At 70.5% G+C, this 23,239-nt stretch carries 20 protein-coding genes and 1 riboswitch; of the genes, 13 read left to right on the top strand and 7 right to left on the bottom strand.

All coding sequences use genetic code 11. The features are described from left to right. Complete coding sequence (locus tag MSPGM_RS07130; protein ID WP_012752466.1) at window positions 1-810, bottom strand: helix-turn-helix domain-containing protein; 810 nt, start codon at window positions 808-810, stop codon at window positions 1-3. 227 nt (window positions 811-1,037) lie between these two features. Here MSPGM_RS07130 and MSPGM_RS07125 point away from each other — a divergent pair, with 227 nt between their 5' ends. After that, complete coding sequence (locus MSPGM_RS07125; RefSeq protein ID WP_012752465.1) at window positions 1,038-1,940, top strand: DMT family transporter; 903 nt, start codon at window positions 1,038-1,040, stop codon at window positions 1,938-1,940. Between the two features lie 155 nt (window positions 1,941-2,095). Beyond that, complete coding sequence (locus MSPGM_RS07120) at window positions 2,096-5,374, top strand: PAS domain S-box protein (RefSeq protein ID WP_261926237.1); 3,279 nt, start codon at window positions 2,096-2,098, stop codon at window positions 5,372-5,374. A 228-nt stretch (window positions 5,375-5,602) separates the two neighbouring features. Here MSPGM_RS07120 and MSPGM_RS07115 read toward each other — a convergent pair whose 3' ends face one another. After that, complete coding sequence (locus MSPGM_RS07115; protein WP_261926236.1) at window positions 5,603-7,654, bottom strand: methyl-accepting chemotaxis protein; 2,052 nt, start codon at window positions 7,652-7,654, stop codon at window positions 5,603-5,605. A 325-nt stretch (window positions 7,655-7,979) separates the two neighbouring features. Then, complete coding sequence (locus MSPGM_RS07110) at window positions 7,980-8,864, bottom strand: alpha/beta fold hydrolase (RefSeq protein WP_003601906.1); 885 nt, start codon at window positions 8,862-8,864, stop codon at window positions 7,980-7,982. Between the two features lie 208 nt (window positions 8,865-9,072). Between MSPGM_RS07110 and MSPGM_RS07105 the strand changes: the two genes are divergently transcribed. Continuing rightward, window positions 9,073-9,519: a hypothetical protein gene (locus MSPGM_RS07105; RefSeq protein WP_003601905.1), complete on the top strand. Its 447-nt coding sequence runs from the start codon at window positions 9,073-9,075 to the stop codon at window positions 9,517-9,519. Between the two features lie 24 nt (window positions 9,520-9,543). Here the strand turns inward: MSPGM_RS07105 and MSPGM_RS07100 are convergent, their stop codons facing one another. Next, complete coding sequence (locus tag MSPGM_RS07100) at window positions 9,544-9,825, bottom strand: hypothetical protein (RefSeq protein WP_003601904.1); 282 nt, start codon at window positions 9,823-9,825, stop codon at window positions 9,544-9,546. A 180-nt stretch (window positions 9,826-10,005) separates the two neighbouring features. On the opposite strand from MSPGM_RS07100, the gene fae reads away from it, so the two are divergent. Continuing rightward, on the top strand, window positions 10,006-10,545 hold the full coding sequence (gene fae, locus MSPGM_RS07095; protein ID WP_003601903.1) for a formaldehyde-activating enzyme: 540 nt from the start codon (window positions 10,006-10,008) through the stop codon (window positions 10,543-10,545). 114 nt (window positions 10,546-10,659) lie between these two features. Here the strand turns inward: fae and fumC are convergent, their stop codons facing one another. The 3 genes from fumC to cobU all read right to left on the bottom strand — a co-directional run bounded on the left by fumC (window position 10,660) and on the right by cobU (window position 13,930). Further along, on the bottom strand, window positions 10,660-12,201 hold the full coding sequence (gene fumC, locus MSPGM_RS07090; protein ID WP_003601902.1) for a class II fumarate hydratase: 1,542 nt from the start codon (window positions 12,199-12,201) through the stop codon (window positions 10,660-10,662). A gap of 596 nt (window positions 12,202-12,797) precedes the next feature. After that, window positions 12,798-13,400 (bottom strand): cob(I)yrinic acid a,c-diamide adenosyltransferase, encoded by a 603-nt coding sequence (gene cobO, locus MSPGM_RS07085; protein WP_003601901.1) that lies wholly within the window; start codon window positions 13,398-13,400, stop codon window positions 12,798-12,800. Continuing rightward, window positions 13,400-13,930: a bifunctional adenosylcobinamide kinase/adenosylcobinamide-phosphate guanylyltransferase gene (cobU, locus tag MSPGM_RS07080; protein ID WP_003601900.1), complete on the bottom strand. Its 531-nt coding sequence runs from the start codon at window positions 13,928-13,930 to the stop codon at window positions 13,400-13,402. The genes cobO and cobU overlap by 1 nt, the downstream gene beginning before the upstream one ends. An 81-nt stretch (window positions 13,931-14,011) precedes the next feature. Here cobU and MSPGM_RS07075 point away from each other — a divergent pair, with 81 nt between their 5' ends. The 9 genes from MSPGM_RS07075 (at window position 14,012) to cobG (ending at window position 23,233) form a co-directional block, all read left to right on the top strand. Continuing rightward, complete coding sequence (locus MSPGM_RS07075) at window positions 14,012-14,503, top strand: MarR family winged helix-turn-helix transcriptional regulator (protein ID WP_012752463.1); 492 nt, start codon at window positions 14,012-14,014, stop codon at window positions 14,501-14,503. After that, window positions 14,490-14,912 (top strand): DUF1772 domain-containing protein, encoded by a 423-nt coding sequence (locus MSPGM_RS07070; protein ID WP_003606623.1) that lies wholly within the window; start codon window positions 14,490-14,492, stop codon window positions 14,910-14,912. Before MSPGM_RS07075 ends, MSPGM_RS07070 begins: the two co-directional genes overlap by 14 nt. A gap of 43 nt (window positions 14,913-14,955) precedes the next feature. Further along, window positions 14,956-15,156: riboswitch (cobalamin riboswitch) on the top strand. Window positions 15,157-15,196: 40 nt separating this feature from the next. Beyond that, complete coding sequence (locus tag MSPGM_RS07065) at window positions 15,197-15,379, top strand: CbtB domain-containing protein (protein ID WP_003606625.1); 183 nt, start codon at window positions 15,197-15,199, stop codon at window positions 15,377-15,379. 30 nt (window positions 15,380-15,409) lie between these two features. Continuing rightward, window positions 15,410-16,177, top strand: a complete 768-nt coding sequence (locus MSPGM_RS07060) for a CbtA family protein (RefSeq protein WP_003606627.1) — start codon at window positions 15,410-15,412, stop codon at window positions 16,175-16,177. After that, the gene (locus MSPGM_RS07055) at window positions 16,170-16,574 is read left to right on the top strand and encodes a DUF1636 family protein (protein ID WP_012752462.1); all 405 of its coding nucleotides are present in this window, start codon (window positions 16,170-16,172) and stop codon (window positions 16,572-16,574) included. Before MSPGM_RS07060 ends, MSPGM_RS07055 begins: the two co-directional genes overlap by 8 nt. Window positions 16,575-16,577: 3 nt before the next feature. After that, entirely contained in the window at window positions 16,578-17,612 is a 1,035-nt protein-coding gene (cobW, locus tag MSPGM_RS07050; RefSeq protein WP_003606629.1) for a cobalamin biosynthesis protein CobW, read from the top strand. Continuing rightward, window positions 17,609-18,505 carry a DUF4349 domain-containing protein gene (locus MSPGM_RS07045; protein WP_003606630.1) on the top strand — a complete coding sequence of 299 codons (897 nt, stop codon included), beginning with the start codon at window positions 17,609-17,611 and terminating at the stop codon, window positions 18,503-18,505. The genes cobW and MSPGM_RS07045 overlap by 4 nt, the downstream gene beginning before the upstream one ends. Window positions 18,506-18,518: 13 nt before the next feature. Further along, window positions 18,519-21,950, top strand: a complete 3,432-nt coding sequence (cobN, locus tag MSPGM_RS07040) for a cobaltochelatase subunit CobN (protein WP_012752461.1) — start codon at window positions 18,519-18,521, stop codon at window positions 21,948-21,950. Beyond that, complete coding sequence (gene cobG / locus MSPGM_RS07035) at window positions 21,947-23,233, top strand: precorrin-3B synthase (RefSeq protein ID WP_012752460.1); 1,287 nt, start codon at window positions 21,947-21,949, stop codon at window positions 23,231-23,233. The genes cobN and cobG overlap by 4 nt, the downstream gene beginning before the upstream one ends. Window positions 23,234-23,239: the final 6 nt, after the last annotated feature.

Below are 23,239 nucleotides of genomic sequence, written 5' to 3'. Positions count from 1 at the left end.
TCACGATCGCTTTTTCCATTCGCCGGGCGTCATCTGGGTCGCGGTCTTGAAGACGCGCGTGAAGTGGCTCTGCGAGGCATAGCCGCAGGCCAGCGCCACTTCGGCCAGTCCGGCCGGTTCCCCTCTCAAGAGCTGTTTTGCCCGCTCGATGCGCCGTGCCCCGAGATAGCGATGCGGGGGCATGCCGAAGCTGACCCGAAACATCTTGGCGAAGTGGAACGTGCTGAGGCGAGCCTCCGTGGCCAATCGATCGAGCGTCAGCGGCTCGTCGAGATGCGCTTCGATCAACGCTGCAATCCGTTGCCGCGTTGTGGGCGACAGGCCACCGCGGACGGGCGCCTGCCCCGCGGTCTTGGCGTATTGCCGTAGGAGGCGGTGAACGAGGAGGTGGCAGGCGGCGTCCAGCGCCGGGCCATCGCCTCCCTCCGTCCAGTCGAGGGGCATCACGCCACCGCGAACGATCATCGCCATCGCGGGATCGTCGGAGAAGGTCAGGTCTTGAACGTTGATCCGGCGCGGATCGACGTCGAAGGCCGTCAACGCCCGATAGGCGAGCACGTCAGGCTCGACATAGAGGTGGAACATCCGGAGCGATCCGCCGATGTGCCAGCGGCTCTCGTGTCCGGCGGGCAAGAGGCAGAGCTTGTCCGGCCCCCCGCCCGACAACTGCCGGTCTTCGCGCACGACGCGCTCGCCCCCTTCGAGATAGATGCTGAGCGTGTGGTGATCGGGCCGATCGTAACGGGCTTGGTTGTCGCGGTTGCTCCACTCGGCGAGCGAGAGTCCGCGCCCGATCGTTCCCGACCGCATCAGCTGCGCGCCGGTCCGAGAAAGGGTGCGGGCAACGCTGGGGGACGGGCGTTCCATGCTCACCGCCGAGAGAGGACGCCTCGTTCCTTGGACTGCGCCTCGCATCGGTGCAACGCGCCGGCGGGAAAAGCCCAAGATTGTGCAAGGCCGTTGCCGATCCGAGAAAGCATCGTGGGGCGGCATCGGCTGTGCTCTCGCTGGCCTCAACCGGCCTCGAGGGACCGCCCGTGACCGCCTTCTTCTACGCGCTGACCGTCCTGATCTGGGGCACGACCTGGATCGCCATCAAGAGCCAGCTCGGGGCCGTGCCCGTCGAGGTCTCGATCGCGTACCGCTTCGCGCTGGCCGGATCGGTGCTGTTCCTGGCTTTGATCGCGATGCGGCGCGTCCAACCCATTGCCCTTCGCCATCAGCCCTTCGTCGCGCTTCAGGCCGTCTGCCTCTTCTCGTGCAACTTCCTGTGTTTCTACAACGCAACGATCTACGTCCCGAGCGGCATCGTCTCGGTGGTGTTCTCGGCCGCCACGATCTTCAACATGGCGAACGCCTTCCTGATCCATCGCCGCAAGCCGGAGGGCCGGGTTCTGGGCGGGGCGATGTTCGGCGTTGCGGGGATCGCCTGCTTGTTCTGGGAAACGGTGACGCGCACGCAATTCGGCGCCGACACGGCCTACGGCTTAGGTTTGGCGCTGCTCGGCACCTGGTTCTTTTCCGCCGGCAACCTCGTCTCGGCCCGCAACCAGCGCCATGGCCTGAAGGTCGCGTCGGTGAACGCCTGGGCGATGCTGTACGGGGCCGGGATCGTATCGCTCGTCGCTCTCGCGCAGGGCATCCCGTTCGCCTTCGAAACCTCACCCACCTATGTCGGATCTCTCCTCTATCTCGCCATCCCCGGCTCAGTGATCGGCTTCACCACCTACCTCACCGTCGTTCACCGCCTCGGACCGGAGCGGGCGGCCTCTATGACCGTGCTCTTTCCGGTCGTCGCCCTGACGATCTCGGTCTTTGCCGAGAGTTACCGGGTCACGCCGTTGGTCGGCTTGGGCCTCCTGTTCGTGCTCCTCGGCAACGGGCTTGTTCTCGGACGATGGCACCGCCCGGCTGCTCGACGTCCCATGGCGAAAGCCTGAGAAGACAGCCTTCCCAAGGCTGGTGGTCCAAGCTGTCGGGATGAACCGCATCCGTCGCCGGGCATTCGGAACCGGCCGGCCGGGCCCGATCACGTTCGAATTGGGACGCGGCCCGGACTCTGGTGGCCGGGCGCGACCTGTGCAATCCCGGCCCGATGACCGACTCACTCCCGTTCCTGGCCGGCGGCGGCGAGGCCGCCCGCATGATCGCCGAGCGCGACTGGTCGGATCATCCCCTCGGGCCGCCGCAAACCTGGCCGGAATCGCTGCGCACCGCGCTCAGCCTCGTGCTGAACTCGCCCGAGAGCATGATCCTGGCCTGGGGGCCGGAGCTGCACTTCTTCTTCAACGACACCTACTTCCCGCTGCTGGGACCCCGTCTCCCCTGGGCCATGGGCGAGCGCTTCGACCGGGTCTGGGCCGATGCCTGGGATCAGGCCAAGCCGATCATCGACGACGCCTTCGCCGGTAAGAGCCGCCGCTTCGAGGATCTGCCCTGGACGCTCGCCACCGATCGGGGCGAGGCGCAGACGTGGTGGAGCTTCTCCTACTCGCGGGTGCTCGACGGGGAGGGCCGCATCGCCGGCCTGTTCGTCTTCACCAACGAGACGACGAAGCGCATCCGCATGGAGGCGCTCCAGCGGGAGAGCGAGGCGGCCCTGCGCCGCAGCGAATCCTTCCTGGCGGCGACCCTCCAGGGGCTGCCGGTCGGCGTGATCATCGCCGACGCGGAAGGGCGGATCGTCCACGACAACGCCGCCAACCGCGAGATCTGGGGCATGCCGCCGCAGACCGTGAATTGGGAAAGCTACGGCGACTGGGTCGGCTACTGGCCGGAGACGGGCGAGCGCCTGCGTGCCGAGGAATGGGGCATGGCCCGCGCCCTGCTGCACGGCGAGACCGTGCGCGGCGAACTCGTCGAGATCGAGCGCTTCGACGGCGGCGGGCGGCGCCTGTTCCTGAACAACGCCGCACCGATCCGCGATCGCGCGGGCGCCATCGTCGGCGGCGTGGTGGCCGAACTCGACGTGACCGAGCGGATCGAGGTCGAGCGGCGGCTGCGGGAGAGCGAGGCGCTCGCCCGCGTCAACGCCGAGCGGGTCCAGCTCGCGCTCTCGGCCGGCGCGATCGTCGGCACGTGGTTCTGGGATCTGCCCAGCGACCGCTTCACCGTGGACGAGGGGTTCGCCCGCGCCTTCGGCCTCGATCCGGCGCTCGGCCGCGAGGGCCTGAGCCTCGCTCAGGTGGTCGAGACGGTCCATCCCGACGACAAGGCCGGGCTGGCGAAAGCGATCGGCGAGGCCATCGCCCGCGGCGGCGCCTACGCCCACCAGTACCGGGTGCGGCGGGCGGACGGTCGCTATTACTGGATCGAGGCCAACGGCCGGGTCGATCACGCGCCCGACGCCACGCCGCTCAGCTTTCCCGGCGTGCTCATCGACGTGGAGGAGCGTCGCGCCGTCGCGGCCGAGCGCGACCGGGCCACCGCGCTCCTGCGCGAGAAGGCGGTGGAGTTCGAGACGCTGGCCGACAACATTCCGGCCCTGTGCTGGATGGCCCGGGCCGACGGCCACATCTACTGGTACAACCGGCGCTGGTACGATTACACCGGCACCGATGCCGAGAGCATGCAGGGCTGGGGCTGGAAGGCGGTGCACGATCCCGCCGCGCTGCCGGGGGTGACCGAGCGCTGGCAGCACTCCATCGCCACCGGCGAGCGCTTCGACATGACCTTCCCGCTGCGCGGCCGGGACGGCACGTTCCGCCCCTTCCTGACCCGCATCGTGCCGATCCGCGACGAGACCGGCACCGTCGTGCGCTGGTTCGGCACCAACACCGACATCACCGATCTGCGTGCGGTCCAGGATGCCCTGCACCGGCTCAACGAGACCCTGGAGGAGCAGGTCGCCGCCCGCACCGCCGAGCGCGACCAGATCTGGCAGGCGTCGAGCGACCTTCTGGCCGTGGCCGATTTCGAGGGCCGCTTCGTCAGCCTCAACCCGGCCTGGAGCGCCACGCTGGGCTGGAGCGAGGCCGAGTTGAAAGCGGTCCCCTTCCTCGACTTCGTCCACCCCGAGGACCGGGAATTGACGCGCGCCGCCGCCGCAAGCCTCGCCCGCGGCGAGATGCAGCTCGGCTTCGAGAACCGCTACCGGACCCGCGACGGGGATTACCGCTGGTTCTCCTGGAACACCGTGCCGCGCCAGGGGCTCATCTACGCCTCGGTGCGCGACGTCACCGCGATCAAGGGGCAGGCCCGCGCCCTGGCCGAGGCCGAGGAGGCCCTGCGCCAGTCGCAGAAGATGGAGGCGGTGGGCCAGCTCACCGGCGGGCTGGCCCACGACTTCAACAACCTGCTCGCCGGCATCTCGGGCAGCCTGGAGCTGATGCAGACCCGCATCAGCCAGGGCCGGCTCAAGGATGTCGACCGCTACATGGGCGCCGCCCAAGGCGCGGCCAAGCGCGCTGCCGCGCTGACGCACCGCCTGCTCGCCTTCTCCCGCCGCCAGACGCTGGACCCGAGGCCCACCGACGTGAACCGGCTGGTGATGGGCATGGAGGATCTGATCCGGCGCACGGTCGGTCCCACCATCACCATCGAGGTGGTGGGGGCGGCCGGGCTCTGGCCCTCCCTCGTCGATCCGCCGCAGCTCGAGAATGCGCTGCTCAACCTCTGCATCAACGCCCGCGACGCGATGCCCGAGGGCGGGCGCATCACCATCGAGACCGCCAACAAGTGGCTCGATGTTCATGCCGCGCACCAGCACGACGTTCCGCCGGGCCAGTACCTCTCGCTGTGCGTGACCGATACCGGCACCGGCATGAGCCCGGACGTGCGGGCCAAGGCGTTCGACCCGTTCTTCACGACCAAGCCGACCGGCCAGGGCACGGGCCTCGGCCTGTCGATGATCTACGGCTTCGCCAAGCAGACGGGCGGGCAGGTGCGGATCTATTCCGAACTCGGCCAGGGCACGACGGTCTGCATCTACCTGCCCCGCTTTCACGGCGAGGCGGAGGATCTCGATTCGCTCGGCCCCCTGGTCGATGCGCCACGCGCCGAGCAGGGTGAGACGGTGCTCGTGGTCGATGACGAACCGACCGTGCGGATGCTGGTGACGGAGGTGCTGGAGGACCTCGGCTATACCGCGATCGAGGCCGCCGACAGCGCCAGCGGCCTCAAGGTGCTGCAATCGGACGTGCGCATCGACCTGCTCATCTCCGATGTCGGGCTCCCCGGCGGCATGAACGGCCGCCAGATGGCCGATGCGGGCCGTCTCTCGCGCCCCGGTCTCAAGGTGCTGTTCATCACCGGCTATGCCGAGAACGCGGCGGTGGGCAACGGCCATTTGGAGCCCGGCATGGCGGTGCTGACCAAGCCGTTCGTGGTCGAGACCCTGGGCTTGCGCATCCGCGAGATCATTGCGCGGGGGTAGCGCAGGACCATTGCTCGAAGGCGATGGCCCTGGTTTCTTGCTGGCCTCAGTCGCCGGCGCCCGCCTCCGCGGACAGTCTCGGTTCCTTGGGCTTCCGCTCCGCTCGATGCTGTCCGGGGCTCACGCCCCGAAAAGCCCGCTCCGCGCGGCGCTCTTCGCGCCGCGAAGCCGCTCATGCGGCTTCGAGGGAGGGCCCTGGGGGGAGCGGCCGGGGCTCCCAGTCCCCCGTCAGGCCCGGATCGAACCGACGAAGTGCTGGACGGAACTCCGGAGCTCGGTGGACTGCCCGTTCAACGCGATGGCGTCCTGCAGCACCCGATCCGCCGCACGCCCCGTGGCGCTGGAGGCGCCGATGACGGATTCGATCTCGCCGGTGGCCAGGCGCATGCCGTGCGAGGCGGCCGAGATGTTGTGGGCGATCTCCTGGGTCGCGGTCGATTGCTCGTCGATGGCGTAGGCGATCGCGTCCGCCATGCCGGTGGCGCGCTGGATCGCCTGCGTGATGTTGCCGATGGCCTGCACCGTCTGCTCCGTGGCCACGCGGACCGAGCCGATATGCGCCGCGATCTCGTCGGTGGCCCGGGCCGACTGACCCGCCAGGGCCTTCACCTCGGCGGCGACGACGGCGAAACCCTTGCCAGCGGCGCCGGCACGGGCGGCCTCGATGGTGGCGTTGAGCGCCAGCAGGTTCGTCTGCTCCGCCACGCCGCGGATGAGGCCGAGCACTTCGCTGATCCGCGCGGCGGCGGCGCCGAGATCGGCGACCTTGGTTTCCGTCGAGGCGGCTTCCTGAGCCGCCTCGGAGGCTGCCGCGGACGACCCCCGCGCCTGCTGGCGGATCTGATCGATCGAAGCGGACAGCTCCTCCGCGGCCGCGGCCACGGCCTCGATGTTCTGCGAGGCCGAGCGGGAGAGCCGTGCGGCCTCCGCCGAACGCAGGTCGGCTTCCCGGGCCGTGCCGGCCAGATTCGTGGCCTGGGCCTCGAACGAGCCCGCCGCCGTCGCGACCTGGCCGACGATGCCCCCGACCGAACTGCCGAACTGGTCCGCGGTCCGCTCCAGGCTCTGGCGCCGCTCCACCTCGGCGGATTGCCGCAGGCCCTCGCGCTCCCCTCTCAGCCGCTCCGCCTCGGCGCCGTGCGCCTTCAGGACATCCACCGCGCGGGCGATTTCGCCGATCTCGTCGCGGCGGTCCGTTCCGGGCACCTCGACGTCCCGTGTGCCCTCCACGAGCTGTGTGATGGTCCGCGCCAGCGAGGCCAGCGGCTGCACGACGCGGCGGGTGAAGAAGACCACGATGCCGAAGGTGAACAGGATGACGAGGAGCAGGGTCGCACCCGCCACGGCGAGGCGCTGCAGCGCCGAGGCGATCGTCTCGTCGGCGGTGGCGAGGGCCGATTGCAGGGCGGCGTCCCTGACGCTGAGGATCGACTGGAGCATTTTGGTGGTGTGGGGCCGCCATTCCGTGAGGGTCATCGGCGGCTCGGTCCCATCCCGGCCGGCCGCGAACATCCCCGCCACCACCTGTCCCGGATCGGCGATGAAGTTGCGCTCGACCATCGTGAGGGCATCGACCAGTGGGCCTTGGGTCTCGACCTGCATCACGCTGCGCTGCAGCCGCTGCCAAGCCTGCTCGATCCGGCCGTTCATCTCGTGGATCTGCACGGTCAGGGCCGGAGAGAAGCGCTGCTTGGCGCCCGCATACTGACTGAACCAGATCGAGCGGCTGCCGCCGATGTCGCGCAGCTCCATCGCGAGGCTGACGACCGGCACCGAGCGGGCGACCTCGGGATTCTCCCGGGTGATGTCGATCTCGATCATGCCGAGCGTCTTCGCGTTCTGTGCGACGACCGCGATGATCGCTTTCTGGAACGACTTGGCGGCCTGCTCGTCGCGCTCCTTGAGCGGCTTGGCGATCTCGCTATCCGCCGCCGCACGCGCGCCCTCGAGTTGGCGGATCGTCGGCTGCAGGGCTTGATCGAGCACGGCCCGCTTGTCGGCGGGCAGGGCCGCGACGGCGCCCGTGATCCGGCCGGCGACGGCCTCGGTTGCCTTGCGGTTCGCTTCCGCCGAGGCCCGGATCGGCGACTGCTCGGCGCTGTCAGAGAGCAGAAGCTGGTTGTAGGAGCCGCGTTCGAGGGCAAGACGCTCGTTAAAGCGGGCGATCTCCCCCAGGACCCCGACGAGCTGACGTGCCTCGTCGGCCTGCGACCAGCGCTGCCATTCCTGCCAAGCGATGAAGGAGCTCGAACCCGCGGTCACGAGTCCGACAGTGGCCATGCACGAAACGAAGAGATTCCGGACGCGCATCGGCCCCCCAGTTGTTTTTTCGAAATTTTCGCCACGTCGGCGCTGGGGGCGATTACGCTATGATATTTGTGAACGATCGGTTGACCGGGAATCGAACTGGGTAACGCCTGTTGTTGCACGTTTGCGTGAATTTCGGAGTCTGGGTTCACGTGTCTTTCGGGAGACGCTGACCGGCGCGGGTCAGTTCGCGGCCCGCTCGGTCGAGAACGCTACCGTCGGCGTCGGATCGTCGAAGCTTGGCTCGGCGGTGATGACTTGGACGTTGCGTTCGAGACCCAGATGCCGGCCGCCCGCCTCAAGCCTCCAGCCGCCCGAAGAACGCCGCGATCGCCGCCGCGGCCTCTTCGGGGCGTTCCCGATGCGGAAAGTGCCCGGCGCCCTCGAACGGGGCGAGATCGAGATTCGAGAAGGTCTCGCCGAGCCGGTCGGTCCAGGCGTAGGGGAAGAGCGGATCCTGCGTGCCCCAGCGGATACAGGTCGGCACGCGGATCGGCGGCAGGGCCGGCGCCTCGCCCCGCACCATGGCGAGCCGTCCCGCCTGCCGGCTCAGATACCAGTTGAAGCCGCCCTGCAGGTTGCCCGGGACCAGGAAGTTGTCGGTGAAGGCATCGAGCACCGCGTCGAAGGCGGATGGATTTCCGCCGGCCCAGTGGCGCAGGAAATGGCCGATATACGCGCGGCAGCTCTCGCGGCTGGCGCCGACCACCTCTGCGGCGAACGGCTTGAGGTGGAAGGATTGGTACCAGATCTCGGCCAGCATCTCCGGTTGGGCCAGACGCGGGCCGATGCCGGGATAGGGGCAATCGAAGAAGAACAGGCCGGTGAGCCGGTCCGGATGCGAGCGCCCGAGGGCTTGCCCGACAGAGGCGCCGACATCGTGCCCGACGATCCCGACGCGTGCGAGGCCGAGGGCATCGAGAAGGCCGACGATGTCGGCGGCGTGGACCTCCGGACCGGCCTTGTCCGAGGGGCCGTGATCGGGCTTCTCGCTGGCGCCGAAGCCGCGCAGGTCCGGCGCGATTAGGCTGAAGCGGTCGGCGAGCCGGGCCATCACCGGCTCCCAGGTCAGCCAGAATTCCGGCCAGCCGTGCAGCAGCACCAGGGGGCTGCCGGTTCCGGCCCGGGCGACGTGCAGCTGCACGCCGTTGCCCGTCACCGTGTCGTGCCGGATCTCCACCATGCTCAACCGTCCTTCTTCCTGTCGCACCTTCCGCGGGCAACGCGGCGGCCCCGCCGGTCCGTTCCGCAGCGCGCCGTCACAGGCCCGTGCCGTGAGGCCTCGTCGGACCGATCCGGAACAGGGCCGGCTTGACCGGGCAAGCTGGACCGTTTCAATGCGTCCATTCCTGCCGGTCGCGGGAGAGAGATGGCACCGTATGAGGCGGCAGATGGCGACGACGGTTCGGTGGCTCGCGCTCCCGCTCGTGCTGGGCGGCAGCCTCGCCGTCTCGGGCTGCACCGGCTTCGGCTACATCTCGCAGACCTATGTCAGCCAGGTGCCGCAGGTCGTCACGATCGGCTGTAACGAGCCCTACGAGGTCTACGACAACCGCCAGCGCCGCCGGGTTCTGGTGGTCTCGAACGCCCTGCGCGAGGTGACGGGCTGCGATGTGGGCCGGGTCGGCAACGGGCGTCCGCCGGCCGAGACACGGGCCGCGCGCTTCCGCACGGCGGCGCGCACCTATCTCGACGAGACCGTGCGCGAGGATTGCAAGATCACCGGCGAGACCGTGTTCAGCGATCTGCAGACCGAATTCGCCTATGCCTGCGACGCGCCGGTGGAGCCGCGCGGCACGGCGGTGCCGCGGCTGCCCGGACGGCGCAACCAGCGCTGATCGGGGGCGCGGTCAGGCTCGTCTTCAGGTTTCGTGGTCGGCTTCTTGCGGACTGACGAAGGTCCGCTCCGTCGCATCGCCCGCCGCGGCGAGCAGCGCCCGAGCGAAGGCCCGCGCCTCGGCGCGGTCGAGGCTGAGGATCGCGGTGACGGGGCGGCCGCCGAGATCGGGCAGTCCCAGTTCCAGGCGCACGCCCTCGCCCTCCGGCGTGGCGGACAAGCTCCAGCCGCGCTCGCCGCTCGGTGCGTTGCCCGTTCCCTCGCCTGATCCACTGCCCATTCCAACGCCCTTGCCGGGCTCGCTCATCGAATCGATCCTTCCGGTCCTTGCCGAGCCTGACATGGAGGGTTTCTCCGCCTCAGACCAGGGGCGCTGCGCGGGCGGGCGGCTGGGCGAAGACGATTGACGCGCGCGGCCGGGGATGATGTCTGCGCGCCGACCGCCCGCCGGGCGCGACACCACACGACAACGCAAGGGATGACCGACATGTCCGAGATCTGGTTCCGCACCGGCGAGGCGACCGTGCTCGCGGCTGAAGGGCAGTTCACCGACGCGATGCCGGAGGTGCTGATCGGCTCCACCCGCGGCCCCGTGGGCCACGGTTTCGCGAGCATGCTGGGGCAGGTCCAGGGCCATACCCGCATGTTCGTGGTGCGCGACCTCAACCAGCTCGTGCGCCCCTCCACGATCATGACCACCAAGGTCACGATCCACACCGCCGAATATGCCGAGCTGCTGGGCGGCGTGGTTCAGGCGGCCACGGCTGACGCCATCGTCGATTGCGTGATCGAGGGCATCCTGCCGAAGGACGGGCTCGACGAACTCTGCATGATCATCACGATCTGGCTCGACGAGCGCTGCGGCACGGACGAAAACCTCGACCGCAAGGACCTCTACCGCACCAATTACGAGGCGACGAAGCTCGCCATCGCCCGCGCCATGAAGGGCGAGCCGACGATCGACGAGCTGATCGCCAACCGCAAGACGGTCAAGCACTACGCGCTCGAAGACATCATCGAGTATTGATTTTTACGCACGCGACGGGACGCGGCTTAGGCCGCGTCCCGGTCGATGGGCTTCGGTCGCTCGGCCCGATCATCCCGCGGTTTTGGGGTGATCGGGCCGCCTCACGCGAAAAGACTACTTCTTGGCGACGTAGGGGGCGATCATCTTGCGCGGATCGACGATCCGGTCGTAGTCGGCCTCGGAGACGTAGCCGAGCTTGAGCGCCGCCTCCCGCAGGCTGAGATCCTCCTCGTGCGCGAGGTGAGCGATCTTCGACGCCTTGTCGTAGCCGATCGTCGGGGCCAAAGCCGTCACCAGCATGAGCGAGCGATCGACGTAGTCCTTGATCCGCTTGTGATTGGGCTTCGTGCCCTCGATGAGGTGCTTGCGGAAGTTGCGGCTGCCGTCGCTCAGCAGCCGGATCGACTGCAGGACGTCGTAGATCATCACCGGCTTGTAGACGTTCATTTCAAGCGAGCCGCTGGCGCCGCCGAACCCGGTGCTGACGTCGTTGCCCATCACCTGAAGGGTGACCATCGTCAGCGCCTCGACCTGGGTCGGGTTCGTCTTGCCCGGCATGATCGAGGAGCCCGGCTCGTTCTCCGGAATGATCAGCTCGGCCAGGCCCGCCCGCGGACCGCAGGACAGCAGCCGGATGTCGTTGGCGATCTTGTAGAGCGAGCCGGCCAGCGTGCGCAGCGTGCCGGACAGGTGGACGATGGCGTCGTGCGCGCCTTGCACCACGAACTTGTTGGGCGCCGTGACGAAGGGCAGGCCGGTCAGCCGCGCGATCTCCTTCGCGCTCGCCTCGGCAAAGCCCGGCTGCGCGTTGATGCCGGTGCCGACCGCGGTGCCGCCGATGGCCAGGCGGTAGACGCCCTTCAGCGCGTCGTCGAAGCGCTCCAGGTTGTCGCTCAGCATGCCCGAATAGCCCGACCATTCCTGCCCGAGCGTGATCGGGACGGCATCCTGCATATGGGTGCGCCCGATCTTGATGATGTCCTTCCACGCCTCCGCCTTCGCAGCGATGCTGTCCCGCAGCTCGGTGATGGAAGGCGCCAGCCGCTGCCGGACCGCGATCGCGGCGGCCATGTACATCGCCGTCGGGAAGGTGTCGTTCGACGACTGGGCCATGTTGACGTGGTCGTTGGGATGCACGGGATTCTTGCTCCCGAGCGGCTGACCGGCGATCTGGCTGGACCGGTTCGCGATCACCTCGTTGACGTTCATGTTGAACTGGGTGCCGCTGCCCGTCATCCAGACGTGCAGCGGAAACATCTCCGCGTGCTGTCCGGCCAGGATCTCGTCGCAGACCTGAACGATGAGCTTGTGCTGCGTCTCGCCGAGGCGGCCATCCGCGAAGTTGACGTTGGCAGCGGCCTTTTTCAGGATTGCGTAGCTCGACACGAGCTCACGCGGCATCCGCTCGATCCCGATGTCGAAATTCTCGATCGACCTCTGCGTCTGGGCGCCCCACAGCTTGTCGCAGGGGATCTTCACCTCACCCATGCTGTCCTTCTCGACGCGGAAGCACTCGCCGCCGTCCGTCGCAGGAATCCCCGCGGGCTGCACGCCGGCTTTGCCGGTTTCCGCGGCCGCCACCTTCGGGATTGTCGCACCGGCCGCCAAGCCGATCGACGTGAGCAGTCCGGTCTTGAGGATGTCCCTGCGCTCCATGGAGCCGTGCCCTTTCTTGCTCTCGCGACCGACGTGCCGAGGAGGACGGGCGATCACGGCCCGTCCGGCCGCGGCCCGCACGCGATTCTCCGGCGAGACGCACGCGATCAATGATCCATCGTCCACGGGCAGGATGAGCCCGGCCGGGCGAAGGCCGGGGCTGCATGCGCGGCGCAAGGCAGGTGATCAATTGTTATAGCAGGATAGGCCTGACACTCGGCCTGCCTTGTAGGATTCTCACCTGATGCTTCGGCAGTGAAAGGCAGATGAGTGCTGAATTTCTAGGCTTCGGTTTGATTTTGTGATAATATAATTCAATATCGCCGCGCCGGCATCGATCGTGCCGAATGGGCGGGTCTCTCAGGATACGCCCGCTGCGCCCTCGAGCCCGGTGCCGAAACGGCCAGGAATCCGGCATTTCGTGACGCGGGCCCACATCGGACTTGGCCAGATCGGACTTGGCCAGATCGGACTTGGCCAGATCGGACTTGGCGGACATCGACGCGCGTCGTGCCCGAACTTCGGACGCCCTCAGTCCGGGGGAGGGCGCCGGCGACCGGAAGCGGCGTCCCGGTCCCTGGCCCTTGGGCCGGGCGTCAGAACTCGATCCCCTCCTGCGCCTTCACCCCGGCGGAGAAATGGTGCTTCACGCTGCCCATCTCGGTGACGAGGTCGGCGGCCTCGATCAGCGCCGGCTTGGCGTTGCGGCCGGTCACGACGACGTGGAGGTCGGGGCGCCGGGCGGCGAGGTCGGCAAGCACCGCGTCGAGGTCGAGGTAATCGTAGCGCAGGGCGATGTTCAGCTCGTCGAGGACGAGCAGGCGGATGCTCTCGTCCGCCATCAGCGTCTTGGCCGTGTCCCAGGCGTTATGGCAGGCGGCGATGTCGCGGGCCTTGTCCTGCGTCTCCCAGGTGAAGCCCTCGCCGAGTGCCTGCCAGACGATCTGGTCGCCGAAGCTTTTGAGCGCACGGGCCTCGCCCGTGTCCCAGGCGCCCTTGATGAACTGCACCACGCCGACCCGGTGACCCCGCCCGAGCATGCGCAGCACGAGGCCGAGGGCGGCCGTGGTCTTGCCCTTGCCGGGGCCGGTATGGACGATGAGCAGGCCCTTCTCGATCTTCTTCGAGGCGACCTCGGCGTCCTGCACCGCCTTGCGCTTGGCCATCTTTTCGCGGTGGCGCGTGTCGTCTTCGGTCATCAGGGATTCTCGCGTGAGGGTTTGACCGTCAGCGGCAGCCCGGCGACGGTGAGCACGACCCGGTCGGCCTCGCGCGCCAGCCGCTGGTGCAGCCGCCCGGCCGCATCGCGGAAGCGGCGGGCGAGGGCGTTGTCCGGCACGATGCCGAGGCCGACTTCGTTGGCGACGAGCACCAGCGGACCCGGCGCCGCGGCGCAGGCCCGTGCCAGGGCCTCGGTCGCCGCATCGAGATCGGCCTCGGCCAGCAGCAGGTTGGTGAGCCAGAGCGTGAGGCAATCGATCAGCACCGGCCCGGTCGCAGCGGCCACCGCCTCCGGCAGCGCCATCGGCACGTCGAGGGTGTGCCAGGAGTCGGAGCGCCGCGCCCGGTGCTCGTCGATGCGGACCCGCATCTCCTCGTCCCAGGCTTGCGCCGTGGCGATGTAGAGCCAGGGGGCGGGACAGGCCTCGATCAGCCGCTCGGCATAGGCGCTCTTGCCCGAGCGCGCACCGCCGAGCACCAGGGTCATCCGAGGGGAGGCCTGAAGCATCCGCACCCTTTGCCTCACGCACCGCCAGCGCGTCAAAGCCAGTCTGTTGACAATCTGTTGTCAAATGGGCAGCATATTGTCATGAAACGGTCGGATCATGAGGCCGCGGACGCCGCGACGGCTCTGGTGCTGGAGATCTTCCGGTCCAGCGGCGCGCTGCTGGCCGCCGGCGACCGGCTGGTGGGGGATCTCGGCCTCACCAGCGCCCGCTGGCAGGTTCTGGGCGCCGTCGCGCTCGCCGCGCAGCCGCTGCCGGTCGCCCGCATCGCCCGCGACATGGGCATGACGCGCCAGGGCGTGCAGCGGACGGTCAATGAGCTGGCGAAAGCGGGCCTCGTGACCTTCGCGGACAATCCCCACCACCTGCGCGCCCGCCTCGTTCTCCTCACGCCCGCGGGCCGGGATGCCTACGCGGCGGCGGCGGTGCGGCAGGCGCCCTGGGCGGCCGCACTCGCCCGCGATCTCGACCCGGCGGCGCTCGAGGCGGCCCGCACCCTCGTGCGGACCATCGGCGAGCGGGCCGGCGAACGCCGGAGCGGCGAACAACCGGGAGACCACGATGCTGATCGGTGAACTCGCCCTCGTCGCGGCAGCGGCCTTTGCCGGCGCTGCGCTCTATGTCGGCTTCGTGGAGCATCCGGCCCGGCTGGTCCTCGACCCGGCTTCCCAATTGCAGCAATGGCGCCCGAGCTATCGCCGCGCGACCCGGATGCAGGGCGGATTGGCGCTGGCCGCCACCGCCCTCGGTCTGCTCGCCTGGGCGCGTACCGGCGATCCGCGATGGGGGCTCGGGGCGGCGCTCGCGCTCGCCAACTGGCCCTACACGCTGTTGGCGATCATGCCGACCAACCGTGCCCTGCTCGCTGCATCGAGTACCGATCCGGTCGTGGCGCCGCTGATGCAACGCTGGATCCGCCTGCACGCAGTCCGCAGCGGGCTCGGTCTGGCGGCGGTGGCGGCCTTCCTCTGGGCGCTGCGGTGATTGCGGCCGGTGCGGGACACGTTGTGCGTCCGTCCGCATCAGGCTATGACCGCTCCGTGACGGTGCCCCGGCAACGGGGTGAAAAGGGAATGCGGTGAGAGGTTTTCCAGAAGCCTCAATTCCGCGGCTGCCCCCGCAACTGTAAGCGGCGAGTTCCTGCCACGAGCCACCGGGTGATCCGGGAAGGCGGCAGGCACGATACCAGCCGCGAGCCAGGAGACCTGCCGTCCAGCGAAGTTTTGTTCTCGAACGCCGCCGGTGGGGCGGCCGGAGCTCGTGACCCGATGACGACTGCGACCCTTCAGACCCAGGCCGCCACCACCCGTTCGGCCGAGGGCGCCCGCGCGCTCCTCGTCGCCGCCTTCCTCGGCCTTGGTCTCGTCTTCGTGGCGGGCTTTGCTCCGGCGAGCGTCCTGCACAACGCGGCGCACGATTTCCGCCACGCGCAGAACTTCCCCTGCCACTGATCCGCGCATCCAGCGGCTTCAAGCAGTCCCATGATCATCCGGTTGCTGTCGGCGGCGCTCGTCGCCGGCTTCCTCGCGTCCGTCGTCGCGACGGGCCTGCAGCTCGCGCTGACCTCTCCGCTGATCCTCCAGGCGGAGACCTATGAAGGCGAGGGCGCGCATGCCGCCCTCGCGCCCTCGCGCGATGAGACCTCTTTCGCCGCCCTGATCGTCCCGGCCCACGCGCATGCGCATGGCGAGGGCGGACACGACCACGGCAAGGCCGACGCGTGGCAGCCTGCACCGGGCCTTCAGCGGATGGCCTTCACCGGTCTCGCCACGCTGGTCGGCGGCGTCGGCTACGCGCTGCTGCTCGCGGCGGTGATGCTGGCACTTCGCCGTGAGCCGACCCCGCAGGGCGGACTCGTCGTTGGTATCGCCGGCTTCCTCGCGGTGGTCCTCGCCCCCGCCATCGGCCTGCCGCCGGAGCTGCCGGGCATGGGTGCAGCGCCGCTTGTGCTGCGCCAGTCGTGGTGGCTGATGACGGTGGTGGCGACCGGGCTCGGCCTCTACCTGATCGCCGTGCGGCGGGTGCCGCTGACGATCCTCGGTGGCCTCGTCCTCATCGTCGCGCCGCATCTCGCGGGCGCGCCGCAATCGATCGACACCGTCTCCTCGCAGGTGCCGCCGGCCACGGCCGCGCAGTTCGCCGCGCGCGCGCTCGCCATCGGCTTCGTGTTCTGGGCGGTGATCGGGCTCGCCTATGGCTGGGCCTGGGGCCTGTTCGGCCGCGAGGCGGGTGCCCGTGCGAATGCCTGATCCCGATACCGCCATCCTGTCGGTCTGCACCACCTGCCGCGCGGCAGGCGATGCCTCCGAGCCGCGCGCCGGGGCCAAGCTGCTGGCCGCGCTGTTGGCGGAGGCCGCTCGCGAGCCCGTGCCGGGCCTGACGATCGAGGGCGCCGAGTGCCTCTCGGTCTGCAAGCGGCCCTGCACCGTCGCGGTCGTCTCGCCCGACCGCTGGACCTACGTCTACGGCGACTTCGACGCGCTCGAAGACCCCGACACCTCCGCCCGCACCCTCCTGGCGGGCCTGCGCCGCTACCTCGAGACCCCCGACGGCGTCGTGCCCTGGCGCGAGCGCCCGGAGGCGTTTCGCAAGGGCGTCGTCGCCCGCATCCCGCCGCTCAAGGCGGCCCCGAACCGGACGCCCTGACCCATGAGCCTCGTGGAAAAGATCCCCTGCACCATCGTCACCGGCTTCCTCGGGGCCGGCAAGACGACGCTCGTGCGCCACACCGTCGAGAACGCCCGCGGGCGCCGGCTCGCCATCATCGTCAACGAGTTCGGCGATCTCGGCTTCGACGGCTCGTTCCTCGCCGCCTGCGGCATCGAGGGCTGCAACGAGGATTCGGTGGTGGAGCTGCCCAACGGCTGCATCTGCTGCACCGTGGCCGACGACTTCGTCCCGGCGCTGACCAAGCTTCTCGACCGGCCCGAGCCGCCGGAGCACATCCTGATCGAGACCTCCGGCCTCGCCCTGCCCAAGCCCCTGGTCCAGGCCTTCCAGTGGCCGGCGATCCGCTCGCGGGTCACCGTGGACGGTGTCGTCGCCGTGGTGGACGGCCCGGCGGTCGCCGCGGGGATGTTCGCCGAGGACCCCGACGCCCTCGCCAACCAGCGCGCGGCGGACCAATCGGTCGATCACGACAACCCGCTGGAGGAAGTGTTCGAGGACCAGATCCTCTGCGCCGACCTCGTGGTGCTCAACAAGGCCGACCTGCTGGACGCGGCGGGCCGCGACAAGGTCCGCGCCGACATCCAGGCGCACCTGCCCCGCGCGGTCGAGATCGTCGAGACCGAGCACGGCCGGCTCGACCCGCGTGTGCTGCTCGGCATCGCGGCGGCGGCCGAGGACGACCTCGACGCGCGCCCCTCGCATCACGGCGAGGGCGAGGATCACGACCACGACGATTTCGAATCGGTCGCGATCCCCGTCGGCATCGCCGGCAGCCCGGAAGATCTGTCCGCCCGCGTCGAGAAGGCGGCCGAGACCGAGGGCGTGCTGCGGATCAAGGGCTTTGCCGAGGTGAAGGGCAAGCCGATGCGCCTCGTGGTGCAGGGTGTCGGCCGGCGCGTCGCCTCCCATTACGACCGCCCGTGGAAGGGTTCGGAGCCCCGCGACGGACGCCTCGTCGTCATCGGCCTCAAAGGCTTCGATCAGGACGCGGTCGCCGCCGCCCTGCGCGGATGAACCGGGGCGAGGCCGCAGGCCGGCGGCCGCGCGGGCTCTGGCTCGCGGTCCCCGTCCTCGCCCTGCTCGCCGGCTGTTCCGACAGCGGGCGCGAGGCGGACGGGGCGATGCGGATGGCCCAGGCCCCTGCACCCGCGCCCTTCGTATCCGCCGCGCGTGAGGGGAGCACGGCCAAGCTCGCCTATCGCCACGACCTCACCGTCGGCCTCGGGCCGGACCGGGTGGCGCCGCACTTCGCCGCCGCCCGTGACCGCTGCCTCAACGAGGCTGCGACCTGCACGCTGCTGAATTCCTCGATCCGGGACGGCAACGGCGCGAGCCCGCCGCAGGCGCAGATCGAGGTGCGGCTGCCGCACGCCGCGGTCGCTCCTTACGTCGCCTTCGTCACTGCGCCCTTACCGGGCGAGGCGGCGGGCGACGTCGTGCTGATCGAGCAGGCGACCCGCGCCGAGGATCTGACCGCCTCGATTACCGATACCGGCCGGCGCCTCGCTCAGCTCAACGATTACCGCACCCGCCTGACCGCGCTCGCCGAGAAGCCGGACAACCGGGCCGAGGATCTGATCAAGATCGCGGGCGAGCTGGCGCAGGTTCAGAGCCAGATCGAGGAGGCGGAGGGGACGCGCCGCGGGCTCGACGAGCGCGTGGACACCGAGATCGTCACGGTGGACTTCCGCACCAGCCGGGCGCGGGCCGGCGCCTTCGCCCCGGTGCAGGAGGTCTGGGCGCGCAGCGGCCCGATCCTCGGCGAGAGCGCGGCCTCGGCCCTCCGCTTCACCGTCGCGAGCCTGCCCTGGCTGCCGATTGTCCTTTTTGCCGCCTTGCTCCTCCGGCTGGTCTGGCGCATCCGGCGCAAGCGGGCCCATCCGGCGCGCGTCCCGTTGGAGCCGTGAGGGCGCCCGCGCCATGCACCTGATCCGCCTCGATACGGTCTCCCTCGACGAGGGCGAGGCGGCGGTCGATCTCGGCCAGAGCCCGGGCGAGATCGTCTTCCTGTCGTTCACTGATACCGACCTTGCGGCTGTCGCGCGCGCGCATGCGGCCGAGCCCGGCCTGCCGTCGCTGCGGCTCGCCAAGATGGCGCAACTGCGCCACCCGATGTCGGTCGATCTCTACGTCGATGCGGTGATCGCCCGCGCCAAGGTCTGCGTGATCCGCTGCCTCGGCGGGCTCGATTATTGGCGCTACGGCATCGAGCGGGCTGCGGCGACGGCACGGGCGCAGGGTGTCAAACTTGCGGTTTTGCCCGGCGACGATCGGCCGGATCCGCGCCTCGACGCCTTCTCGACCGTGCCGCCCGAGACCTGCATCCGCCTCGACGCCTATTTTCGCGCGGGCGGCCCGGAGAACCTGAAGAACCTGCTGCGCAGCCTCGCGGCGGAGGCCGGCGCCGCCTTCGAGCCAGAGCCGCCGAAGGCGTTGCCGCGCGGCTTCGCGTGGTGCCCCGGCTGCGGACCCGTCGCGCTCGAGACGGCGATGCGGGCCGCCGGGCCGGGGCCGCTGGCGCTGCTGCTGGTCTACCGCTCGGCGGTGCTCTCCGGCGAGACGGCGCCGGCCCTGCAGCTGGCCGCCGCGCTGAGTGAGCGCGGCATCGGCAGCGTCACGCTCGCCGTGTCGAGCCTGAAGGACCCGGAGGCCGTGGCGAGCTTGCGCGCGGCGCTCGCCCTGCGCCGGCCGGACATCGTGCTCGCCGCTACCGCCTTCTCCGCCCGCGACGATGCCGGCTTCGTGCTCGACGCCGCCGATTGCCCGGTGATCCAGGCCTACACGATCGGCGCGCCCCGCGACGCCTGGGCCGCCTCGGGTCGGGGCATGAACGCGTCCGACCTCGCCATGCAGGTGGCTTTGCCGGAATTCGACGGACGCCTCTCGGGCTTCCCGATCTCGTTCAAGGAGGAGGCCGCGGCGGTCGAGGGCTTTTCGGAGCGCCGCGCCGTGCCCGATCCCGCCGGCATCGCCGCGCTCGCCGAGCGCGCCGCCGCGTGGGTCCGCCTGCGTCGAACGCCGCGCGAACAACGCCGGCTGGCGATGGTGCTCTCCGATTATCCCGCCCGCGGCGGCCGCGCCGGCTACGCGGTCGGCCTCGATACACCGGAAAGCGCCCGCGCCATCGCGGCCGACCTCGCGGCATCGGGCTTTGCCGCTGGGGCGCTGCCGGAGGCCGGTGCGCTGATGGCGTCGCTAACGGAGGGCGAGCCGAGCTTTTCGGTCTCGCTGGCCGATTACGCGGCGTGGTTCGAGGAACTGCCGGAAGAGCGCCGGACGGAGCTGACCGAACGCTGGGGCGCACCGGAGGACGACCCGCTCTCCCGGGACGGGGCGTTTCGGTTCCGGATGGTCTGCGCGGCGCAAAACCCTCCCCCCTCTGCGGGGGAGGGTGCCTGCGGAGCAGGCGGGAGAGGGGCCAGCTCAGGTCTTTCTGGAACGGGCGCTCCCCTCACCCGACCCCCTTCGGGGGCCACCCTCTCCCGCAGAGGGGAGAGGGATGAGAGTCTCACCCTCTTCCTCCAACCCGATCGCGGCCGCGCCGCCGATCGCAAGGCCGGCTACCATGACCCCGACGAGCCGCCGACCCACGCCTATCTCGCCTTCTACCTGGGCGTTCGGAGGGCCTTCGACGCGCTGATCCATCTCGGCACCCACGGCACCACCGAGTGGCTGCCGGGCAAGGCGGTGGCGCTGTCGCCGGATTGCTGGCCGGCATTGGCCGTCGGGGCGCTGCCGGTGGTCTATCCCTTCATCGTCGACGATCCCGGCGAGGCCGCGCCGCTCAAGCGCCGGCTCGGCGGGATTGCGCTCGGCCACCTTACCCCCACCGTCGAAGCGGCCGGGCTCACCCCCGAGGCTGCGGCGCTGCGCGAACTGGTCGAGGAATACTCCGCCGCGAGCGTGCTCGATCCGCGCCGGGCCGGGCTGATCGCCACGGCGATCCTCGACGAGGCGGCCTCGGCCGGCCTGCTCGAAGGCGCGGGCGTCGATGGCGACACGCCGATGGCCGACGCGCTGACCGCGCTCGACGCGCATCTGTGCGATCTAGGCGAGACCCCGTTCCGCGATGGCCTGCACGTCTTCGGCCGCGCGCCCGCCGATGCCTCGGAGGCGGTACAGGCGAGCGCGGAGGCGGAGCGGGCTGCCCTGGCCGTTGCCCTCGACGGCCGCTTCGTCGCTCCGGGCCCCGCCGGCTCGCCCTCGCGCGGGCGCCAGGACGTGATGCCGACCGGCCGCAACCTGACGACGCTCGATCCGCGCGCCCTGCCGACCCGCGCCGCGACCATGCTCGGCGCCAAGGCGGCGGACGCGGTGGTGCGCCGCTACCTTCAGGACGGGGGCGAGTACCCAGCCCGCATCGTCATGGATCTCTGGGCCTCGCCGACGCTCCGCACCGGCGGCGAGGACGTGGCGCATGCGCTCGCGCTGATGGGCGTGCGCCCGGTCTGGGACCATGCCTCGACCCGTGTCACAGGCTTCGAGGTGCTGCCGCTGGCCCTTCTCGACCGGCCGCGCATCGACGTGACCTGCCGCGTCTCCGGCGCGTTCCGCGATACCTTTCCCGAGACCCTGGCGCTGCTCGACCGCGCCGCCCGCGCCGTCGCCGCCCGTGAGGAGGAGGACGAGGAGAACCCGCTCGCCGCCGCCCGCCGCCGGGGCGAATCCGCCGCCCGGATCTACGGCGCGGCCCCCGGCCGCTACGGCGCGGGCGCGGCCGAGACCGCGCTCGACGGCGCGTGGGAGCGCCGGACCGACCTCGGCACCGCCTATCTCGCTGCCACCACCCACGCCTACGGCGACACGGAAGGCGCGGACGCGGATTTCGCCGCCCGCGTCGCGGCGGCCGACGCCTATGTCCACGCCTTCGACGTCGCCGAGCGCGACCTGCTCGACGGCGATGCGGCCGCCGACGCCATGGGCGGGTTCTTTGCCGCCGCCGCGTCCGAGGGGAGGGCGCCTGCGCTCTACAGCCTCGACGTCTCGAACCCGGAGGCGCCGCGCACCCGCACCGCCCGCGAGGACGTCGCCCGGCTGATCCGCGGCCGGCTCGGCCATCCGCGCTGGATCGCGGCGCAGCTTCGCCACGGCTACCGCGGCGCGCAGGAACTCGCGCAAGGCATCGATGCCGTGTTCGTGCTCGCCGCCGCGACCGATGCGGTGTCGAGCCAGGATCTCGACCGGCTCTACGGCGCCTGGATCGCCGACCCGGAAACCTTCGACGCCCTGAAGGCGGCGAACCCCGAGGCGACCCGCGCCATCCTCGAGCGCTTCGACGAGTTGCGCGCCCGCGGCCTGTGGCAGAGCCGGCGCAACGCCGCCCCGGCCGATGCTTTGCTGGCCGCCGAATGAGCGCCCGCCGCACCCTGCCCGAGGGCGCCCGCCGCGGCTGGTGCCCCTCGCTCGCCCGGCCGATGCCGACCGGCGACGGGCTGCTCGCCCGCATCCACCCGCCGCTCGGGCGCCTGACGCCGGCGCAGTTGCGTGCGGTGGCGGACGGCGCGCGGGCCTACGGCAACGGCCATATCGACGTGACCGCCCGCGGCAACCTCCAGATCCGCGGCGTCAGCGAGGCGAGCGCCGCGCCGCTTGCCTGCGCCCTCGCGCAAGCCGGCCTCGGCGACACCCGCGACGACGGCGGCCCGCAGCGCCTGACGCTGACGGCGCCGCTCGCCGGCCTCGATCCCACGGAACAGATCGACGTGCCGTCGCTCGCCCGCGCGGTGGAGGCGGCGGGGCTCGCGGTGCCGGGCCTGCCACCCAAGACGCTGGTGGCGATCGATGGTGGCGGCGCCCACGGCCTCGGCACGGTCGAGGCCGATTTCTTCCTGTTCGCCGAGGGGCAGGGGCAGGTCGCTTTCGGCTTCGCGACCGAAACCGGCCCCTTGCGCTGCGGCGTGCTGCCCGAGCGTCAGGCGGCGGGCGCCATCGGACTTGCGCTCGCGGCCTTCGCCGAGATCGGTGGACGCCGGATGCGCGACCTCGACGCCCACGGGCGGGCCGTGATTGCGGCGGTGGCCGGCTTCTTCCCGTTCGAGCCGACGCCGCTCGCGCCGGCTCCGGCTCCGGCCGCGCCGGGGCTCGCCGCCCTGAGCGCGGACAGAGCGGCGCTCCTCGTCCAGGCGCCGTTCGGCCGCTGCACCGCGTATCGGCTGGAACAGGTCGCCGCGCTGGCCGGGGCGCAGGATGTGCGGCTGAGCGCGGAGCGCGGCCTCGCCCTCGTCGTTCCGGCAAGCCGCTCGGCCGCCCTCCAGGCCGAATTGGCGCGGGCCGGCTTCATCGTCACGCCGGACGATCCGCGCCGGGCGGTCGCTGCCTGCCCCGGTGCGCCAGCCTGCCGCTCCGGCACGACCCCGGTGCCCGACCACGCCGCCCGGTTGGCGCAGGCGCTGGCGCCGCTGGCCGGCCTCACCGCTCATGTCTCGGGCTGCGCCAAGGGCTGTGCCCATCCGGGCCCCGCCGATCTGACCCTGGTGGGCCGCGACGGCGCCTACGATGTGGTGCTCGCCGGGCCCCCCTCTGCCGAGCCGGCAACGCGTCTCGCTTTCGAGGTGGCGCTGGACCGGATAAGGAAAGCCGCAGCCGCCGGGCTTCCGGCGCTGGACCCAGTGTTTCAAGACGACGTGCCAGGATAACGTGCG

The organism is Methylorubrum sp. GM97 (assembly GCF_024347855.1).
Lineage (GTDB): Bacteria > Pseudomonadota > Alphaproteobacteria > Rhizobiales > Beijerinckiaceae > Methylobacterium > Methylobacterium extorquens.
This window is presented reverse-complemented; position numbering and strand designations above follow the sequence as displayed.

Coding starts and splice junctions, on each gene's coding strand:
- MSPGM_RS07130 (WP_012752466.1), bottom strand. CDS start 810: ATGCGGTCGGGAACGATCGGGCGCGGACTCTCGCTCGCCGAGTGGAGC.
- MSPGM_RS07120 (WP_261926237.1), top strand. CDS start 2,096: ATGACCGACTCACTCCCGTTCCTGGCCGGCGGCGGCGAGGCCGCCCGC.
- MSPGM_RS07115 (WP_261926236.1), bottom strand. CDS start 7,654: ATGGCCACTGTCGGACTCGTGACCGCGGGTTCGAGCTCCTTCATCGCT.
- MSPGM_RS07110 (WP_003601906.1), bottom strand. CDS start 8,864: ATGGTGGAGATCCGGCACGACACGGTGACGGGCAACGGCGTGCAGCTG.
- MSPGM_RS07105 (WP_003601905.1), top strand. CDS start 9,073: ATGGCGACGACGGTTCGGTGGCTCGCGCTCCCGCTCGTGCTGGGCGGC.
- MSPGM_RS07100 (WP_003601904.1), bottom strand. CDS start 9,825: ATGAGCGAGCCCGGCAAGGGCGTTGGAATGGGCAGTGGATCAGGCGAG.
- fae (WP_003601903.1), top strand. CDS start 10,006: ATGTCCGAGATCTGGTTCCGCACCGGCGAGGCGACCGTGCTCGCGGCT.
- fumC (WP_003601902.1), bottom strand. CDS start 12,201: ATGGAGCGCAGGGACATCCTCAAGACCGGACTGCTCACGTCGATCGGC.
- cobO (WP_003601901.1), bottom strand. CDS start 13,400: ATGACCGAAGACGACACGCGCCACCGCGAAAAGATGGCCAAGCGCAAG.
- cobU (WP_003601900.1), bottom strand. CDS start 13,930: ATGCTTCAGGCCTCCCCTCGGATGACCCTGGTGCTCGGCGGTGCGCGC.
- MSPGM_RS07075 (WP_012752463.1), top strand. CDS start 14,012: ATGAAACGGTCGGATCATGAGGCCGCGGACGCCGCGACGGCTCTGGTG.
- MSPGM_RS07070 (WP_003606623.1), top strand. CDS start 14,490: ATGCTGATCGGTGAACTCGCCCTCGTCGCGGCAGCGGCCTTTGCCGGC.
- MSPGM_RS07065 (WP_003606625.1), top strand. CDS start 15,197: ATGACGACTGCGACCCTTCAGACCCAGGCCGCCACCACCCGTTCGGCC.
- MSPGM_RS07060 (WP_003606627.1), top strand. CDS start 15,410: ATGATCATCCGGTTGCTGTCGGCGGCGCTCGTCGCCGGCTTCCTCGCG.
- MSPGM_RS07055 (WP_012752462.1), top strand. CDS start 16,170: ATGCCTGATCCCGATACCGCCATCCTGTCGGTCTGCACCACCTGCCGC.
- cobW (WP_003606629.1), top strand. CDS start 16,578: ATGAGCCTCGTGGAAAAGATCCCCTGCACCATCGTCACCGGCTTCCTC.
- MSPGM_RS07045 (WP_003606630.1), top strand. CDS start 17,609: ATGAACCGGGGCGAGGCCGCAGGCCGGCGGCCGCGCGGGCTCTGGCTC.
- cobN (WP_012752461.1), top strand. CDS start 18,519: ATGCACCTGATCCGCCTCGATACGGTCTCCCTCGACGAGGGCGAGGCG.
- cobG (WP_012752460.1), top strand. CDS start 21,947: ATGAGCGCCCGCCGCACCCTGCCCGAGGGCGCCCGCCGCGGCTGGTGC.